The sequence below is a fragment of the Dyadobacter sandarakinus genome (genome assembly GCF_016894445.1).
Lineage (GTDB): Bacteria > Bacteroidota > Bacteroidia > Cytophagales > Spirosomataceae > Dyadobacter > Dyadobacter sandarakinus.
The window spans coordinates 1,997,055-2,013,879 of the sequence record NZ_CP056775.1 but is presented as its reverse complement, the minus strand read 5'-3'; the positions used below and the strand labels follow the sequence as shown (position 1 = coordinate 2,013,879).

The following is a 16,825-nucleotide window of genomic DNA, read 5'->3' as shown; positions in this document are numbered from 1 at the left end:
TACCCCTGGTGAATAGTCCGAAATCAGTTTTCTGCTTCCGGACCACCCCTTGCAGCAACCTGTTTTTCACAAAGCATTTCCAAGGCTCAGGTACTTATTTTACAATAGACGTAGATGACGTGATTCGGTGTATAAAGCTACAAAAAGCAACAGGGTGGCTAATGCAGTTGAGCTGCTTGATGAGTTGAAAACTGCCTTTTACTTCGTCAGACTCACCCATGTGGACGGAACGGAGACAATGCAAAGGATTACAATAGAACACTGAACAACAGGAAGGGCTACTTAACCAGTAGCGCTTTTTTATTCTTCTTCTTTATTAACTTACTTGACATACGCCTTACTTGCCTCATCCAGCTTCATTACAGGCGCTCTTTTCTTGGCTGATAGGGTGAATAGGCGTACTGCTGTTGGCGTACTTTCGAATATTTACAAACTGCAATCCAGGATGGAAGAGTACCAGAAAAACCTAAGAGACTAATTTTCCTCACTATCAGTAAATTCTTTCCTGTGTCGTATATCCATTTCGCTTGACCTTTTATTCTGATCTTCAAAGCTCTCTTTTACATCGCGAGAATACTTGATTAACAGCAATGCCTTCGCATGGTCGAAGTTCTTTTCTCTGGCCAGCTTAGACACTCCATTTTTAAACTCTATAGCAGAGTCGGTTCGTATCTGTTTGCCAGATTGGGTCAGACACTCTCTTTCTTTTTTGTGCCTGTCCACTATTTCGCGAATTGTCTCTTTTATTTTCATGAATCCAGCATTGCAACTACTTTGCCAGGAAGCTTGTAAGATACCTTGTTTGCCTTTCTTTTGCTGTTAATAGACAGTGAATGGGCGACTTAGGTAAGGTAGCGCTATGTGCTCGTTTCTGCTGTGAACTGGTAAACTCTCGGAGATCTCTGAAATTATTCTCTCGCCAAGCAGTATCGGGCTCACTTAGAATTAATCAAAATTCAAACCTGACCAGCATTCCCGGCTTATCTTCGTTGATACAAGTAGATGGTAGCATCAGCATTGGCAGCAATGACAATCTGCTTACATTGAATCGGCTGGATTATCTTAAAAGCCCCATTGAAATTCTTAGTATCTACAAGAACGCCAGGCTTACCAGCATCTCGGCACTTGGCGGACTTAACAGGATTTTCAACATTGAATTACACTGAAATAGCCTTACAATACCTTGGTAAATCTTGTATATTGATGATTTACAAAGAAATAAAAAAGTAGCAAGTCAGTGCTTTTTAAAAGGAAAGTTGTGGAAATTTATCGTGTTGAAATCACTGATCAGCATCAGATCCACAAGGAGCTGCACATTCCTCAGGCAAGGCTTCGCCGGACGAACCGGTGCTATGCCGCCGGGCAGTACTTCAAACACCGGTTACAGCCTTATTTATTTTCCCATTTAACTTTCAACCGTATTATGAAAAAGAAAACTGACGCGTCGTATTTGAAAGCCTTGGAAAAGCGGCTTTTAGAATCTGAAAAGGAAAATCAATTCTTTAGATTTAAGGCCGAAGCTTTTGAAATTGCCATTCAAATTGCCGAAAAAGACTGGGCCGCCAGCGCGGTTTAAAATTCCTATTTTAGAAAGTCTGGCCGCATCGGCGGTCCGAACCGGACAACAGAAAAGCAGACCAGTTGCTACCCACTTGTGGGTATGGAGCAGCTCACAAAATTGTTCGCGGACGCCGCGCGGGTTTGACAAGACAGGTTTGGTATGCGGCTGCGAGGCGAAAGGAAAAACAGTCCTTTCAAATAAACCTAATCTTGGAAAAAGTACGGCGCATCCACTGTAAGATCCCCGGGATCGGAACAGCAAATTACGAGAAGTAAGGCGGGATTTTTATCGGACGTCACCAGCTGAAACTGGGACAGGCAAAACTACATAAGTTATTAAAATACAACAATGTATTGTCCTATAAGTAGCGAAAACGAGTCCAAACACCGGACTTCGATCACTGTTTTTACAAGTATTCTAACCCTGCCAAGAACCTGATACCGAAATGTGCTAATATGCTCTGGTGGCAGACATGACCGCGCGGCGGCCGCTTATATTCAATGGGTTTGGTTTTCGTCTACCTGTTGGTAATCATGGACGCTTATTCCCGCAAGATTGTCGGGTCGCACCTGGACAAAACCATGGAAGCGAGAGGTTCGGTATGTGCCCTTGAAATGGCGATTTGGACGCGGGCAAAAGCTGGCGGAACACTGGTTCACCATTCAGACCGGGGCGTGCAATACTGCTCCTGAAAGTATGTTGATCTGCTTCGAAATAATGATATCACCATCAGTATAACCCAAAGCAGTGATTCCAACGAAAATGCCATGGGCCGAGCGTGTTCCGGACTTTAAAGGAGGATTTTCGGCTCCAAGGTTTTGTTTGTTTTTCATCCGCACAAGCCGCCGTTGAAAAGCAATCAACCATTATAATTCGGTCCGGCCACATGCTTCACTAGGCTACCTTACCCCTAACCAGGCGCACTTTCGGTCAGGGTTGCTCGCCCTGAATTGGTATCCGTACAAAAAAACCGTTTTTGCAACGTCCACTACCCCAGCGGGTATGTCAAACGGGATAAGTGTCAAGGGAATTCAGAAGCATATGGCCGGTATTTCATTACAGCTGGTAGTCACAGTGTGGCCATTAGGTTATTTTTCTGTGATTTTAGAAATAGTCATAGGTGCTTACAAAATATGGCGGTAAACTAATGTAGAATTATTTCATAAAAATTCTTCGATTTATTGATTCAGAATTCTACATTTGTCTTGTTCATGGAACTTCTAACTAAAACTGTATGACTTCTTTATGAGGGTATTTTACAAATCACTCATGCTCTTTTTGTTGACTGTCGGCCTTTCGCACGCCCAGACGGCCATTTTTGTGAAGGAAGGTGCCTTAGGCACTGGAAACTCCTGGGATGATGCTACCGGCACCATTCCCACCGGTACGCTGGCAGCCGGCACCCGTATTTATATTGCTGCCGGTACCTACACCGTAAGTTCCACTACCGAGCTTTCGGAAGGGGATATTCTCATTCAGGGTGGATTTTGGCCAGGCTCGGCCGGCACAGACCTGACCAGCAACAGCCCCGGCAAGTATCCTACCCACATTCTCATGGAGGATGGCAACTCCATTTCGTTTTACAGTGCGCAGCAAACCAATGCAGAGGACATCAGCAACGTAGTCGATATCAAAGGCATCGATTATGCCGGCCAGATTCCGGATCAGAGCCTGCCTTCCGGCGGTCTGTTTTTACAAACCGAAGGTTATGGCAGCTATACCTTCACGGATATTTCATTGCATGATTTTTCTACTTCCCAGGGCGCAGTTTACGTAGGTCTTCGCGGGTCGACGTTTACATTTGAAAGATGTAACTTTTACAACCTCAAAGGTTTACAGGGTCCGGCGGGTATTTTGCTGACCGGGTATGCTGCCATGGAATTTAGCAGCCCCACCAAATTGATCGTCTCAAATTCTACATTTTCCAATAACTCCGGTTCTGGTGGTACAGCTGTTTCAGTGTACAATGCCGGGGCGGGCTATAATGAAGTCAGGATCGAGGGTTCTGTTTTCTGTAACAACTTTTCCGATGGAGGAGGAGGGGCGCTCTACGCTTATTCTTCCAGCCTGACTGTGAACGATTGTTCTTTTACCGGTAACAATGCGCGTTTCCGTGGCGGGGCAATCGGCCTGTATCAGGCGCAGCTGGTTTCCAATAATTGCAGATTTTACTACAACCTTTCCTACGCCGATGGTGGGGTTATTTTCGCTGAAAAGTCACTGAATGAGGATGGCAGCGTTGTTGCGGACGCGGTTTTTTACAAAAACAGAGCGTCACGCGGTGGAGCAGTAGGAACATTCAATGCAGGTAACTGGAATTTTGTAAGGTCGAGGTTTGTCAACAACTTCACCATGTACAAAGAGCAGGGCGGTGCGATCATGAACTACTTCTCATCTGTTATTTCTCTTGAAAAAACGCTCTTCGCAGGCAATAAGATCAACAACCAGGTTAATATAAAAGGCAGTGATATCGCCAACTACAATTCGAGGGGCAACTTCCTGATTTCTGATTCCAAACTACAACTATCTGCTGCGTCGGTTTACCAGAACCAGGATAACTCCCAGCCTTCTGCATTTGCGTTTCTCGGAAGCGGCAATACCTTCTCCAATACGGATGACGGGAACGTAAGCTCTTCAGATTTGGCCGCCTGCGCGGTACGGGGTATTAAGCTGTCGGGTATGGTTTACCACGACGGCAATGGAGGTTATGATGGCTTTGACCAAAAAACAGATGACCTGCCGGGAGGTTTGTACATCTCGCTGATGGAAGATCAGAAAGTGATTACCACAGTACCGGTCGAAAACGGAGCCTTTACAATGGAAGGTGTTCTGCCGGGATATTATACGCTCAAACTGAATATAAAATCTGCGCTGCGGGCGCTCGACAGTGAGTGGAGTACAAGCGGCGAAGCATTAATGGGCTGGAACTGGCAGGCGGATACAGATGGGGACGGAGCGTTGTCCCTGATGGCAGACCAGGAGAACTATGAAGAAATTGTTTTTGCCATCAACAGAAGGCCCGTGGCGATGCCAATGACGCTTCCGATCGCTACCCCGACCATGGACCAGATGATTTCACTGGATGATACCGAGCAGGGTTTGCCGGGACTGAAAGGATCTGATACGGAAGACGGGGAGACGAATTATTACAAAAGATTCAGAATTTCAAAGTTGCCTAAACACGGACAGCTGCTGGTTAATTTCAGTTCGGCAGATACCACGTCTACCTTCGAATTTTATCCCGGGGCCTTGCGGATTATATTTTCCGGAGCCGGTTATGACAGTCTGAGCTTTGATTATGTAATGCTGGATAATTCCGGAGCTGAAAGTGCGCCTGCGACTTACACGGTCAAGTTTGATAAGCCTTTGCCTGTGGTATTGCAATCCTTTGACGCCAAGGCGGAAGGCAACACGGCAAACCTCACCTGGGTAACCACTATGGAGCAGAAAGCCGACAAATTTTTGATTGAGCACAGCGTGGATGGTACTTCCTGGAAAGCAGTAGGAAATGTAGCGGCCGCCCGCGAAAGTGTACTTACAAAAACCTACCACTGGACCCATTTGACGCCCGCACTTTACGAGGGTAACTTGTACAGGCTCAAAATGGTCGATCTGGACGGCAGTTTTGCATACAGCAGCATTCGTAACGTTACATTTGATCAGGTACAAACGACCAGCGTGTATCCAAATCCTGCCACAGACAGGGTAACGATTGATCATAAAAACGGGTCAAAGGTGAAAACGGTGACGGTAACAAGTGCTGCCGGAAACATCTTTTACCGCTCAAAAGCCACGGCAAACCAGACCATCGATCTGTCCCGTGCCCAGCCGGGATTGTATATCATCCAGATGACCAATGCAGACGGCACATCGAGCTCACATAAGCTGATAATTACCCGATAGTTAACCGATGATCATGCATGTAAAAGGGAAGGCGCAAGCCTTCCCTTTTACATATAAAGGTGATATGCAGGCAGCGTCGGATCCGGCCGTCGTCGGTGTTTTCCCGAATTTCTATTTGAAGGAGTGTAAAAAGTGGGTAAGGCTTTCAAATCCGACTTCGAGATAGATCGACGATGGTTTTTGCTGCCTGTGTTCAATCAGGTGTTTTGCCTCCGTCAGGCGCCTGTCCAGCAGCCAGTGCCATGGAGGTATGCCGAACGTTTTCCTGAAATCCCTGCTTGAGTCCAGCCAGGCTCTGGCCGGTAAGCTACGCAAACTTTTCTAAGGGTACATTGTATTTGAAATTATGCAGCATGAAGCGTTCCAGGTCCACCTTGTAAGGTTCGGAGAAGTCGAACAGAAACGATTGCAGCTGGGGCGGGTGATGCAGCAGCAGCTTGATCAGCTCCTTCACTTTCAATATCTCCATCACCTCGGTCATCCTTTCCGAAGTGTTTCGGATATATGGGATGATAGACTGGAAATAACCTTCCAGGAAAGGATTGGACGGGATCGGAATGTTGGACAAACCGGCATATTTCGTGCGGGATTCGAGATGTTCCTCCAAAGCAATCTTGCGCAGCATATCTTCATTCAGTGTGATGATGATGCTTTCATAGCTTTCGCCCAGAGTCGGTGTTTTCGTCAGGGTGCCCACCTGATTCTTTCCTACCAGCAGCATTTCTCCTTCTCTTACCCACAATACGCAGCGAGTGTCGACACCGATTTCATCCTCGATGAGCGCGCCCGGGAGTTGGCTGGCGAATACAAGCACTGGCTCGACCTGAAACGCACGCCCGCCTGGACCGGGTATCCGAGCACAACCCACTCACCCGGATAGCCAACCCCGGTGGGATGAGCGAGAAATATTACCTACGTCCTATTCCACAGTCGGTTATTGACCGTGATATGGAAGGATATCCGCGAAATCCTGAGTATTAACCCCAACTGGTAGCCAGCAGAAATGCCTGGCTACCGTAATTTGCTATACTAATTTATTCGAAATGAAACTTTTAGCTTGTAAATGGGCTATGCAGGCTGTTGCGCTACTGATTTTTATGACTCAGGCGTCTTTTGCCACGCGCTTAGACCTTGTTACCGCCCAAACAAAAATTTTTATCTATTACCAAAAAGGCGGGCCGGCACTCGACTCGATCGCTGCGCATCTACTGGCCGCCGGTATTAAAAGGGTGAGCGGCTATCTGCCGAAAGTAGGAACAGACCTGGCCGGAGCGAAAGGGAGCGTGATCGTTCTGGGGCGTGTCGACTCTTCCATTGTAAACCATTTTGTAAAGAAAGGTGTCGACCACGCATTGAAAGGGCAATGGGAGCGGTACTCCCTCTGTGTTTTGAACAAACCTCTCAAAAATATTGGCCAGGCATTGATTGTGGCCGGCAGCGACGTGCGCGGAACTGCTTATGGTGTATTCGCGATCTCGGAGAAGATCGGCGTTACGCCCTGGTACTGGTGGGCGGATGCGGTGCCGGTAAGCCGGAAAACATTGTCGCTGGATATACCGGACCATACGTCCGCGTCACCTTCGGTCAAATTCCGGGGAATATTTATCAATGATTAGGACTGGGGGTTACAACCGTGGGCGGCCCGAACCTTCGAACCGGAAACCAGAGACATCGGCCCGAAAACCTATGCAAAGGTCTTCGAGCTGCTATTGCGTCTTAAAGCTAACCTGATATGGCCGGCGATGCATCCGAGTACAAAGGCATTTTATCATTATTCCAGTAATATCAAAGCCGCAGAGGATTATCAAATTGTAGTTGGTTCATCGCACGCCGAGCCAATGTTGCGCAATAACGTGAGCGAATGGAATGAGGAAACAATGGGCCGTTTCAATTTCGTCACCAACCGGAAAAAGGTGGAGCAATACTGGGAATCCGACTATAAATCAGTCGTTAAAACGGTTGTTTCGGGAGCTGCCCCCGGTGGAGAATCTCCCGCTATGTTAAGAGTTAATGGGCAGTATTTTTGGCTGCTTTCAAATAAGACGAGCTGGAAAGGAATGACAATTACTATCTGACATCGAAATCGTTGGAGGGACCGTGGACAAAGAAAGGGAACTTCGCGCCGGAAGGCTCTTTAACATGGAACTCTCAGTGCTCATTTGTATTTCCTTTGATCAATGGTAGCGACACCCTTTTTATGTATATGGGTGACCGGTGGTCATATCCAATGCAAGGATCGGCAGCGACACAAGTTTGGCAGCCGCTATGGACCAAGGGTGATCAGATAGGTATGCCAGGCTTTTATGAAAGCTGGTATTTTAATGAAACTGGCCGCTGGTACCAGGTAGATCACAACTTTAAAGCCCAAGCGGTAGAAAAAATGGAAATTACTGGTGATTGGCAGCCGGCAAATTCCGGTCTGAAAGTAAAACGACAAGGCTCCGAATTGACGATCCCATTTTATGGTCATCAGGTCGCGTTAAAGGGATCATCTGACAGCAATAGTGGCTACGCCAAAATTACGCTCCAAGACAGCTCTGGCGCCGCTATTTATTCGTCAGTGGCCGATTTTTATAGTAAGGCTACGGAAACATCATTCAAATTTGTCAGTCCGTCATTGGCCATTGGCAATTATCGGCTCATCATTGAGCCGTTGGGAAAACACCCCGCATGGAGCGATAAGAAAAAGTCGGTGTACGGAAGTAAGGATGATTATGTTAGAGTTGGCAGTGTGTTTATTCGGTAATTTGATGCGCCTCAGCGAAGCTTACACTATCCACTGGTATACCAGCCTTGCGCATTGTCGTAGAGAATGGCACTTAGGTCAGCTTGGTCAAACGATGTCATGATCAGGTCAATATCTGCTTCGGTAAACGCCATTTTTGATCTCGTTGAAGGTAAATCCGACCCAAACATCAATGCACCTGGATTGATAGAATGTATTTGCCGCATTGTCTCAACCGGGTCATTTTCGATCCGCCCAAAGCCAGTCGCCTTCACTTTAATACCGCGTTCAACCCAATAAAGAAGTTCTGATATGCCCTCGCAGGTAAGCCCTAAATGATCAATTGAAAACTTGGGCAGTTTACCTAACAAAGATCGGAGTGCGGGTAAATCCTTATTCTCAATATATAATTCAGTATGCCACTGGTAGAGATCGTAAAGGTAGTTCGAGAGATATTCTATTTTGTCAAGTGATTCTGATCCGCCTCTTTTCACGTTAAATCTCACAGCGACGACATTCGAATTATTTAATTCATCTAGTAATTGCTTAGGGGTATCAGCCGCAATATTTGCAACCCCATAAAAGTTATCACCTAGCAAATTGAGGGAATCAATCAAGTAGGTTTGATCAAAGGCCTGAAATGATCCGGACACCACAGCTCCACCCGAGATTGTATATTTCGAAAACGATTGTTTGTAGTCATTCACCAAAAATGGGTCAGGCAAGTAGCCATTATTTTCGACTAGCGGAAATCGTGGATCGACGATGTGAAAATGTGCATCAAAAATTTTCATATTGCAATTAAAGTCTTTATCCAGTTGACTATCCGATCCTGTTAATATCAAAGATATGACGTTAAATTTGAAATATAGGTTAGCCATCGAGTCCGACTTAACCAAAATTATTGAGATGCTTTTAGATGACTCTCTAGGGGCTCTAAGAGAAAATGCGGGAACAAAAATCAGTCCGCGTTACATTGCAGCCTTCAAAAATATTCAGGAAGAAAAAAACCATGAGTTGACAATTGTTGAATTAGATGGCGAGATAGTGGGAACATATCATCTTACTTTCATTCAATACCTTACACATCAAGGAGGCTTAAGAGCTCAGATAGAAGCAGTAAGGGTAGGATCACTATATCGCGGTAAAGGAATTGGTAGACAGATGCTCAACTACGCAATTGATCGAGCAAGAAGTAAAGGTTGTTATCTTGTGCAATTGACCACTGATAAGAGGCGACCGGAAGCATTAAAATTTTACTACACATTGGGGTTTGTAGACAGCCACGAGGGAATGAAGCTAAACATTAATAATAAAGAACACTAATTACTAGCCCCTTTTTAATAAGAAACTTCTATTTAAAATTTGTAGGCTTCTCTGAATTGGACAATGTCTTACATTGAAATTGTCAGACATTATGTTTTTCTTTCGTTGTTGATTAAAACACTAAATCCATTAGATACAAACCAGCAGGAATGGCAACAATAAATCTCGTTTCAGAGTCGTGAATACATCTTTGCTCATGTTTATCGTTTGGCAGAATCATATCCAGAAACCATTGCCATTCACTATCCGCGACAACAATATACTGTTTTATTGAAAATACTGCAGGTATGCAGCCGGCATGGCGTCGAGCTGTTTGATGCGGATATCGCGGTAAAAGACTTCTGCTGCTTCGCTTTGCAACTGGATTTTACCGCTGATCATTGGCACCTCCTGCCCGTAGGACTTGATATAGCGCGAATTTTTCAGCACCATGACCACATGTCCATTCACAATGTGTAAGCTTTGCCCTTCGAAACAGATCAGTTCCAGCGTATTCCATTCATTATCAGGCTTTTCGTCATTAAATGACCGCATGCAGAAATAATCGCTGCCTGACTTGAAGGTACCAAAAGGCTGTTTATCATCTGCGACGCGGCTCATCACGCCCTCCGAAGGAAACGATCGGATATCGATCGCCGAGTTGGCCTGGCACCAGTAGTCGCCCATGTGCCCTTCCATGATCTGAAATTCTTGCGAGAGCATCCATGTACGCCAGTATTCAGCGCCTGCTTCACCCGTTGAATGGTACAGGATACCCGAGTCACGTAGCTTAGTAACTCTGGGCTCGTACTTCTTAGTGCCCCATTTGGTTTGCAGTTTGAGGTGGTAATTTTTGTAGGATTGTTTGGTAAAAATACAACCGTAAATCTCCCCGCTGATGCGCAAAACGGGATCGTCCGCCTCATTCAGCACTGAAAAAACCTGACCTTTATCCTTGTTATAACCCATTGGCGCAACTTCCTTCCCTGCCGCATCTACTGGTAACTTTCCATTATAGTTGTTTTTGTGTTTGTAGCTGAGATAATTTTCCCATTGACTCATATCTTTATCCAGCAAAACAGTCCATTCTTCTTTCTTTTGCCACGAGGTCAAAGTAAAGAGGCTTAAAAGTACCGTTAAAAGTAAAATAGCTGCTCGCATATTCGGGTCAGATTAGTTAAATAGATTGTTCGTGTATCTGACAAAATTAAGAATGCACGTTACCGGCATTCAGTACAAATCCATTATCCAGCGGTAGGTTTACATGAAGATTTGAATAAATGAAAAGATATATCCTCCACGCACCATTCAGCATCTATCATTTTGAAGCCGATGTTTGGGAGCATTCGGTGCACAAGCACACATATTTTGAAATCATTTTTATCCTGAACGGAAGCGGCATGCACCACATCAACGGACACGCCTATGAATATGCTAGCGATGACGTATTCCTACTTGGGCCCGAGGATTTTCACCATTTTGAGATCGCAGAAACTACTGAATTTTGCTTTGTCCGGTTCGAAGAATCCATTGATAAGCAGCAATTTGGGCAGTCAGAACCTGCCTGGCAGCCGATTATCAAAGCCTTACTCAATACCTCATCTCAAAGCCGAGGCTCCATTGTGATCGACAAATTGGAAAAGCAAAAGTTGCTGCATTTATTGGCTACGCTGGAAGCGGAATGTGCCAATGAGCGGTCGGCTTATTTCGAAATAGTGCGCGACAGTATTTTGAGAAGCATGCTGCTGGTGCTTGCGCGAAATTTGTTCAGTCAGTCGTCTAGCAATAAGGTAAAAAAGGCATCGATCGAAGCAATTTTAATGCACATCAGGCAGCACATCTTTCAGCCAGAATTTTTGACGATCGGGCATTTGGCGGTGACGTTTAACTACGCACCTACTTATGTCAGTCTATTCTTCAAGCGACACACAGGCGAATCTCTAAAACATTATATCATTCGCTATAAGGTCCGGATTATCGAATCGCGCCTGTTGTACAGCAATCGCACGCTTACCGAAATTGCTGACGAATTTGGCTATACTGACGAAAGTCATCTCTGCAAACAGTTTCGCAAATACACAGGAGTGTCTCCGGTGTCTTTCCGAAATGCTGTTGCTCAGCTCTGATGCATTGCCTTGGTTGAGGAAGCTGGCAGCAACAAACTACTTAGCTCGCGCCAGTTCAGTTTTCTTCTGACGAATCTTGTTGACCGCAATGCCTTTTGAATGAATGGCAGTGAGCAGCAGCAGCTGGTTTTTTGAATTAGGGAGCAAATCACTGGAACGTGCATCGCCGCGGAGCATTAATCTGCTTTTTGCAGGATTTTTGGAAAAAAAGTGGCCTTAGCCCTTCCCGAGCAGTAGTAGTCCTGTTGGCGCATCCTGCCTGCCCATCTACTTTATCCAGATAAAATTTACCGGTCCGTTATAGTGGTTTGCAGATTATAACTTATGCCGCTGCCCCTCCGAAGATGGGTAAAATGTATTTTGCTTACGACTACGACAACCTTACCCAAGACAATTGGAGATTTAGTGTCATTAATTCTTATAATGCAGTGCTAGAAATGCCACCAGCTATTCAGCAGATGGAATTCGACGTGAACCAACCCAATCACTTGCTCGACCTAGGCAGGCTCTCTAAGAAGCTGTCCTTCATTCAGCGCTTGGTGTCTTTTCAATTTTTCAAAATGACAACTCTCAAATACTTTTCACCAGATAAAAAATCAGCAAAACACTAACCAGAAAAATTACCACTGTCATGATCTGGATCAGCAGCGAGGAATGATAGTAAGTGCCCGCATTTAGCTGTTTTTTGGTATCTATATACCGGATATAGGAAAACAAAGTAGCCACGGCGCCAAGGGCGACCAGTAAAATGCCAATCACAGGCGAGTAACCCGTTGATGGCGCTTCCGCTTTGTGCCCCAGCACCGCAGTAATCTGCCGGACGAACAATGAAAACTTGACCACGACAAAGCCAAAGCCCATGATTCCGATACTCGTCCGGATCCAGGCCAGGAATGTGCGTTCATTAGCGAGATGATCGTTCGGGTTTTGCTTTCTATATTGAGGATCCATTTTTCAGATTGTCGCGAGGATTGGTCACTATTTTATCACCCAGGCTCAGTGCCCCGAACACTTCAGTCACTTCCTGAGACTGCTGGCCTTTGCGTACTTCCACAAACTCGGCCTTACCTGCATTGGCTTTCACTACATATTGACCTTCCGTGGTTGTCACTATTGCCGATGTCGGCACTGTGAGCGAACCGTGCGTGGTTTCGGGTTCAAACACCACTTCGGCAAACATGCCAGGCTTGATTTTGCGGCCCGCATTGCTGACGTCCACTTCCACCGTTTCCGAACGAAACTTCTGGTTCATATTGCCCGAGCGCCGGCTAATCTTGCCTTTGAATTGCTCGCCAGGCATTGCGTTAACGGTAAATGTAACTTCTTTGCCTTGCTTTAATCCGACGCTGTATGTTTCAGGAACGTCTACAACAAGCCTGAGCTTGTCTTGCTGCTGCAAGGTAAGCATTGCACCCTGCATACGCACGCCTGAACTTACCAATGCGCCCGGGTGGACATTTCTTTCCGTAATCACGCCATCGAAAGGTGCCCTGACAACCAAATAGGATTTTATCTTGGTTAATGCACCGAAATTTGCCTGCTCGCCCATGGCCGCTGCACTGTCGGCCATCATCTTGGCATGAGCGCTTTCCAGGTCCAGGGCTGACACCGAGCCACGAATGCCGCTGCTGGCTTTGAGTCTTTTATAATGTTCCTGACTGGCTACCAGCATGGCTTTCGCTTTCAGATAATTGGACCTCGCAGCCACGAGTTGCTCTTCCTTCTCAGGCGCTTCTAGCACCATCAGCACCTGTCCCTTGCTGACCTTACTGCCGCGATCCACCAGTACTTTCTCCACAAAACCGTCGGCTTTGGGATAAATGCTTACTTCCTGAAATGCGAGGAATTCGCCGGGTAGCTGGACGTGCTCGCCCACTTTCATGGCCGTCACTGTACCGATTTTGGTAGCTGCCTGCTTTTTCTCGGGTTTATTTTTTGTTTTGGAATCCGCTGATTCCGAAGAGGAGCAGCTACTCAATGCAGCCAATCCAAGCATGAATGTCAATGATTTAAATGCTATGTTTTTCATAAGAATGATCGGGTTTTAGGTCTAAAATGGAATTGTCTGTTGGCAGCAGCGAAGGGTCGTTGTAGGCTGTTTTATTTTGTAAAAACACATAAACCTGTGGTACAATGTAAAGTGCGGCTAAAGTGGAGGCGATAAGTCCGCCGATCACCGCGCGGCCGAGCGGCGCTACCTGTTCTCCGGCTTCACCTGTGCCCAATGCCATCGGTACCATCCCAGCCACCATTGCGAATGTTGTCATCAAAACAGGTCGTAACCGGAGGCCGGCACTTTCAAGCGCGGCCCTTCGGACGTCCCGGTATTCCCAGCGGAGCCTTTCCGCATTGGTCACGATCAGGATTGCATTGGCGACCGAGATACCCGTCGACATAATGATGCCCATGTAGGATTGCAGGTTCAAAGTGCTGTTGGTCAAAAGCAGCAATACAATGGAGCCGACAATCACAGCCGGCACTGTCGAGAGAATCACGAGGGATAATTTGAACGACTGATAATTAGCTGCCAGCAGCAGGAAAATCACGACGATGGCAATGCCCAATCCGAGTTGCAAGCTATCCAGTGTTTCGGTCAGCAGCGACGACATTCCTTTAACTTCCGTTACCAAACCTTTCGGAGCTGCTCCCAGGCTGGCAATCACCTGCTCGACGGATCTAGTCGCATTGCCCAGGTCCTGGTGATGAATGTTGGCCGATACCGTCACAAAGCGCCGCGGCCCGATCCGGGCGTATTCGCCGGGCAAAGTATCAACCGAAAATGTAGCTACGTCCGCGAGGACCGGCCTGGGCTGTCCTGCCACCAAAGGTATCTCCTGCAACTGCGCCATATTACGCATCGCATATTCAGGAATCTGCACCTGCACCTGATAGGTATAAGCCGCTTTCTGGTCGAGCCACTGGTTTTTTTCGGTATAGCGGCTGGACGATGTGGACGCGGTGATTGAGCGGGCGGTTTGTTGCAGGCTCAGTCCCATTGTCGCCAGCTTCTGACGGTCGAGCTTGATGTTGATCACCGGAAATTTGAGCGGCTGGATAATGCGCACATCGCGCAGGTGGTCCAGCTCCGAAAGCCCTTTTACCAGCTTATTAGCATAACCCTCAATTTCCTTCATATCACGCCCTGCTACCTGCACTTCAATGGGCGTGAATGCGCCTCCGCTCATTAGTTTCTCAGTCAGGCCCGCCGGTTCGAAAGACAGGGTGATTTCGGGCATTTGTTCTGCCACCAATCCTCGGATCCTTTCTTTCAAATCCTGCATATTGGTTTTGTATTCAGGGTCAAGGCCAACTTTCATCACCGCATCATTGGAGCCGCTCGTGGTGATATACAAATTGGTTGTCGCATAGTTGGTCGGCACTACTCCCACATAGGCCGACGATACTGAAAGGTGATTGTCGGAAGCTTCGTTTACCAGCGCGAGTAGCTGGCTGACTTTTTCTTCGGTCCGTTCCAGCCGTGTTCCGTCCGGCATTTTCATGCGTACTACCATCTGGCCAGAGTTCAGTTGTGGCAGCATATCTTTTCCAATCCACATAAAACCCGCTGCGGCTGATGCGAAAATGACCACCAGATATATCCAGACCATTAGTTTATTACTTTTTACAAATCGCTGATTTTGCCGCATGAAGCCGTTTTTGATTTTGTCAAAAAAGGTAATCTTCGGTTCTGCAAGTTCATTTTCCGAATGTCCGTGCTCTTTCAGCATCCAGTTCGCCAGGATCGGAACCAGGCTTTGCGCGAGGAAATAAGATACTGTCATTGCAAACCCAATCGAAAGTGAAAGCGGCAGGAACATCGCCCGAGGCACGCCCGACATGATGAATGACGGTGCAAAAACGGCAATAATACAAAGAAGGATCAGCAGCAAAGGCAGGGCGACTTCCTTACAGGCATCGTAAATCGCCTGCTTCTTGGGTTTGCCCATTTCGAGGTGTTGGTGGATATTCTCGATCGTCACCGTGGCCTGGTCGACCAAAACACCGATCGCCAATGCCAACCCGGACAAAGTCATGATATTGATCGTCTGACCAGCCAGATTGAGCATCAGCACAGCGGCCACGATCGAGACGGGAATCGTAATGATTACCACAAGGGAAGAACGCCAGTCGCCGAGGAAAAGCAGTACCATCAAGCCTGTAAGAATGGCCCCCAGGCCCCCTTCAAACAACAGGCTTTTTACAGAATTGATCACAAAAACAGACTGGTCGAACTCATAAGCGACCTGAATATCGTCAGGCAACAGGCTCCGCATTTCAGGCAGCCTGGCTTTCAATGCGGTCACCACGTCCCAGGTGGACGCGTCGGCAGTTTTGACCACCGGAATGTAAGACGATCGGCTGCCGTTGACAAGGGCATACCCGGCCGTCACATCGGAGCCATCGGCTACATTACCCAGGTCACGAAGGAAAACGGTTCGATGCCCGTCGGTGGTGACAGGAATCTGGCCGAAATCGGAGACCTGTTCTTCGAGCGAATTCAGGGTAGTAATGTAAGATGTATTGCCGACCCGGATGTTTCCCGATGGCGTCATGGCGTTATTTGCCGCAAGCGCTTCCACTACCTGGTCGGGTGAAATATTCAGGCTTCGTACCTTTTGCGGGTCCAGGTTAATGACAATGGTCCGCGAGTTGGTTCCGATCGGTGGCGGCGCTGTCAGGCCGGGCACGGTCGAAAACAGCGGCCGGATTCGGGTAACGGCCAGCTCATGAATTTCTTTTAGTGAGCGTGTTTTGCTACTGAAAACCAGGTCGCCGATCGGCACCGAGGACGCATCATACCGCACCACCTGGGGCGGCAATGCGCCTGGCGGGAAAAATTTCATAGCGCGGTTCACCTGGATCGCCACTTCGGCAGCCGCCTGCGCCATGTCGCTGCCTTCGTAAAAGGCAAGCTTCACAACAGTAAGTCCCTGCACACTTCTGCTGGAAATCTCCTTAATCCCGCCAACATACAGAAACTGGTCCTGCATCCGGGTCGCGAAGAAACCTTCCATTTGCGCGGGCGACATACCACCATAAGGCTCAATCACATAAATGACGGGCGAATTGAGCCGGGGAAAAATATCTATCGGGATTTTGGTGGCCGATAAGATTGAAAAAATGACAAGTCCTGCAATGAGTACCATCACGGATACAGGACGTTTTAATGAGGCTGATAACATATATCGCTTGGATTAAGCCGGG

18 protein-coding genes and 1 pseudogene are annotated in these 16,825 nt (G+C 47.1%); 10 read left to right on the top strand and 9 right to left on the bottom strand.

The window, feature by feature from the left end; all coding sequences use genetic code 11:
• Positions 1 to 474: 474 nt before the first annotated feature.
• Positions 475 to 753, bottom strand: coding sequence for a hypothetical protein (locus tag HWI92_RS07985; RefSeq protein WP_204662501.1), 279 nt, complete (start codon positions 751 to 753; stop codon positions 475 to 477).
• A gap of 505 nt (positions 754 to 1,258) precedes the next feature.
• Here HWI92_RS07985 and HWI92_RS07980 point away from each other — a divergent pair.
• The 4 genes from HWI92_RS07980 to HWI92_RS07970 all read left to right on the top strand — a co-directional run bounded on the left by HWI92_RS07980 (position 1,259) and on the right by HWI92_RS07970 (position 5,464).
• The gene (locus HWI92_RS07980; RefSeq protein ID WP_204662499.1) at positions 1,259 to 1,576 is read left to right on the top strand and encodes a hypothetical protein; all 318 of its coding nucleotides are present in this window, start codon (positions 1,259 to 1,261) and stop codon (positions 1,574 to 1,576) included.
• A gap of 518 nt (positions 1,577 to 2,094) precedes the next feature.
• Complete coding sequence (locus HWI92_RS07975) at positions 2,095 to 2,253, top strand: DDE-type integrase/transposase/recombinase (RefSeq protein WP_204662497.1); 159 nt, start codon at positions 2,095 to 2,097, stop codon at positions 2,251 to 2,253.
• 166 nt (positions 2,254 to 2,419) lie between these two features.
• Positions 2,420 to 2,704 carry a hypothetical protein gene (locus HWI92_RS25585; protein ID WP_374757896.1) on the top strand — a complete coding sequence of 95 codons (285 nt, stop codon included), beginning with the start codon at positions 2,420 to 2,422 and terminating at the stop codon, positions 2,702 to 2,704.
• 102 nt (positions 2,705 to 2,806) lie between these two features.
• Positions 2,807 to 5,464: a T9SS type A sorting domain-containing protein gene (locus HWI92_RS07970; RefSeq protein ID WP_204662494.1), complete on the top strand. Its 2,658-nt coding sequence runs from the start codon at positions 2,807 to 2,809 to the stop codon at positions 5,462 to 5,464.
• A gap of 111 nt (positions 5,465 to 5,575) precedes the next feature.
• Here the strand turns inward: HWI92_RS07970 and HWI92_RS25280 are convergent, their stop codons facing one another.
• Positions 5,576 to 5,779: a helix-turn-helix domain-containing protein gene (locus HWI92_RS25280; protein WP_229249100.1), complete on the bottom strand. Its 204-nt coding sequence runs from the start codon at positions 5,777 to 5,779 to the stop codon at positions 5,576 to 5,578.
• Positions 5,772 to 6,278 (bottom strand): hypothetical protein, encoded by a 507-nt coding sequence (locus HWI92_RS25275; protein ID WP_229249433.1) that lies wholly within the window; start codon positions 6,276 to 6,278, stop codon positions 5,772 to 5,774. Before HWI92_RS25275 ends, HWI92_RS25280 begins: the two co-directional genes overlap by 8 nt.
• On the opposite strand from HWI92_RS25275, the gene HWI92_RS25270 reads away from it, so the two are divergent.
• The 4 genes and pseudogenes from HWI92_RS25270 to HWI92_RS07945 all read left to right on the top strand — a co-directional run bounded on the left by HWI92_RS25270 (position 6,234) and on the right by HWI92_RS07945 (position 8,210).
• On the top strand, positions 6,234 to 6,344 hold the full coding sequence (locus HWI92_RS25270; protein ID WP_229249366.1) for a RagB/SusD family nutrient uptake outer membrane protein: 111 nt from the start codon (positions 6,234 to 6,236) through the stop codon (positions 6,342 to 6,344). The two genes, HWI92_RS25275 and HWI92_RS25270, sit on opposite strands and share 45 nt — an antisense overlap.
• A 163-nt stretch (positions 6,345 to 6,507) precedes the next feature.
• Complete coding sequence (locus HWI92_RS07955; RefSeq protein ID WP_204662492.1) at positions 6,508 to 7,080, top strand: hypothetical protein; 573 nt, start codon at positions 6,508 to 6,510, stop codon at positions 7,078 to 7,080.
• Between the two features lie 12 nt (positions 7,081 to 7,092).
• Positions 7,093 to 7,539: pseudogene (locus HWI92_RS07950) on the top strand (glycosyl hydrolase 115 family protein); the annotation flags it as partial.
• 152 nt (positions 7,540 to 7,691) lie between these two features.
• A complete protein-coding gene (locus HWI92_RS07945; RefSeq protein ID WP_204662490.1) occupies positions 7,692 to 8,210 on the top strand; it encodes a hypothetical protein in 519 nt (172 codons plus the stop codon).
• Positions 8,211 to 8,236: 26 nt separating this feature from the next.
• Here HWI92_RS07945 and HWI92_RS07940 read toward each other — a convergent pair whose 3' ends face one another.
• Positions 8,237 to 8,983, bottom strand: coding sequence for an amidohydrolase family protein (locus HWI92_RS07940; RefSeq protein ID WP_204662488.1), 747 nt, complete (start codon positions 8,981 to 8,983; stop codon positions 8,237 to 8,239).
• A 55-nt stretch (positions 8,984 to 9,038) separates the two neighbouring features.
• On the opposite strand from HWI92_RS07940, the gene HWI92_RS07935 reads away from it, so the two are divergent.
• Positions 9,039 to 9,515 (top strand): GNAT family N-acetyltransferase, encoded by a 477-nt coding sequence (locus HWI92_RS07935; RefSeq protein WP_204662486.1) that lies wholly within the window; start codon positions 9,039 to 9,041, stop codon positions 9,513 to 9,515.
• Between the two features lie 267 nt (positions 9,516 to 9,782).
• On the opposite strand, the gene HWI92_RS07930 is transcribed toward HWI92_RS07935, so the two are convergent.
• Entirely contained in the window at positions 9,783 to 10,607 is an 825-nt protein-coding gene (locus tag HWI92_RS07930; RefSeq protein ID WP_229249098.1) for a 3-keto-disaccharide hydrolase, read from the bottom strand.
• A 167-nt stretch (positions 10,608 to 10,774) separates the two neighbouring features.
• Here HWI92_RS07930 and HWI92_RS07925 point away from each other — a divergent pair, with 167 nt between their 5' ends.
• Complete coding sequence (locus tag HWI92_RS07925) at positions 10,775 to 11,620, top strand: helix-turn-helix domain-containing protein (protein WP_204662482.1); 846 nt, start codon at positions 10,775 to 10,777, stop codon at positions 11,618 to 11,620.
• 36 nt (positions 11,621 to 11,656) lie between these two features.
• Here HWI92_RS07925 and HWI92_RS07920 read toward each other — a convergent pair whose 3' ends face one another.
• The 4 genes from HWI92_RS07920 to HWI92_RS07905 all read right to left on the bottom strand — a co-directional run bounded on the left by HWI92_RS07920 (position 11,657) and on the right by HWI92_RS07905 (position 16,803).
• Entirely contained in the window at positions 11,657 to 11,797 is a 141-nt protein-coding gene (locus HWI92_RS07920) for a hypothetical protein (RefSeq protein WP_204662479.1), read from the bottom strand.
• A gap of 393 nt (positions 11,798 to 12,190) precedes the next feature.
• Positions 12,191 to 12,571 (bottom strand): YidH family protein, encoded by a 381-nt coding sequence (locus HWI92_RS07915; RefSeq protein ID WP_204662476.1) that lies wholly within the window; start codon positions 12,569 to 12,571, stop codon positions 12,191 to 12,193.
• The gene (locus HWI92_RS07910; protein ID WP_204662473.1) at positions 12,555 to 13,649 is read right to left on the bottom strand and encodes an efflux RND transporter periplasmic adaptor subunit; all 1,095 of its coding nucleotides are present in this window, start codon (positions 13,647 to 13,649) and stop codon (positions 12,555 to 12,557) included. The genes HWI92_RS07915 and HWI92_RS07910 overlap by 17 nt, the downstream gene beginning before the upstream one ends.
• Positions 13,630 to 16,803: an efflux RND transporter permease subunit gene (locus tag HWI92_RS07905; RefSeq protein ID WP_204662470.1), complete on the bottom strand. Its 3,174-nt coding sequence runs from the start codon at positions 16,801 to 16,803 to the stop codon at positions 13,630 to 13,632. The genes HWI92_RS07910 and HWI92_RS07905 overlap by 20 nt, the downstream gene beginning before the upstream one ends.
• Between the last annotated feature and the right edge of the window lie 22 nt (positions 16,804 to 16,825).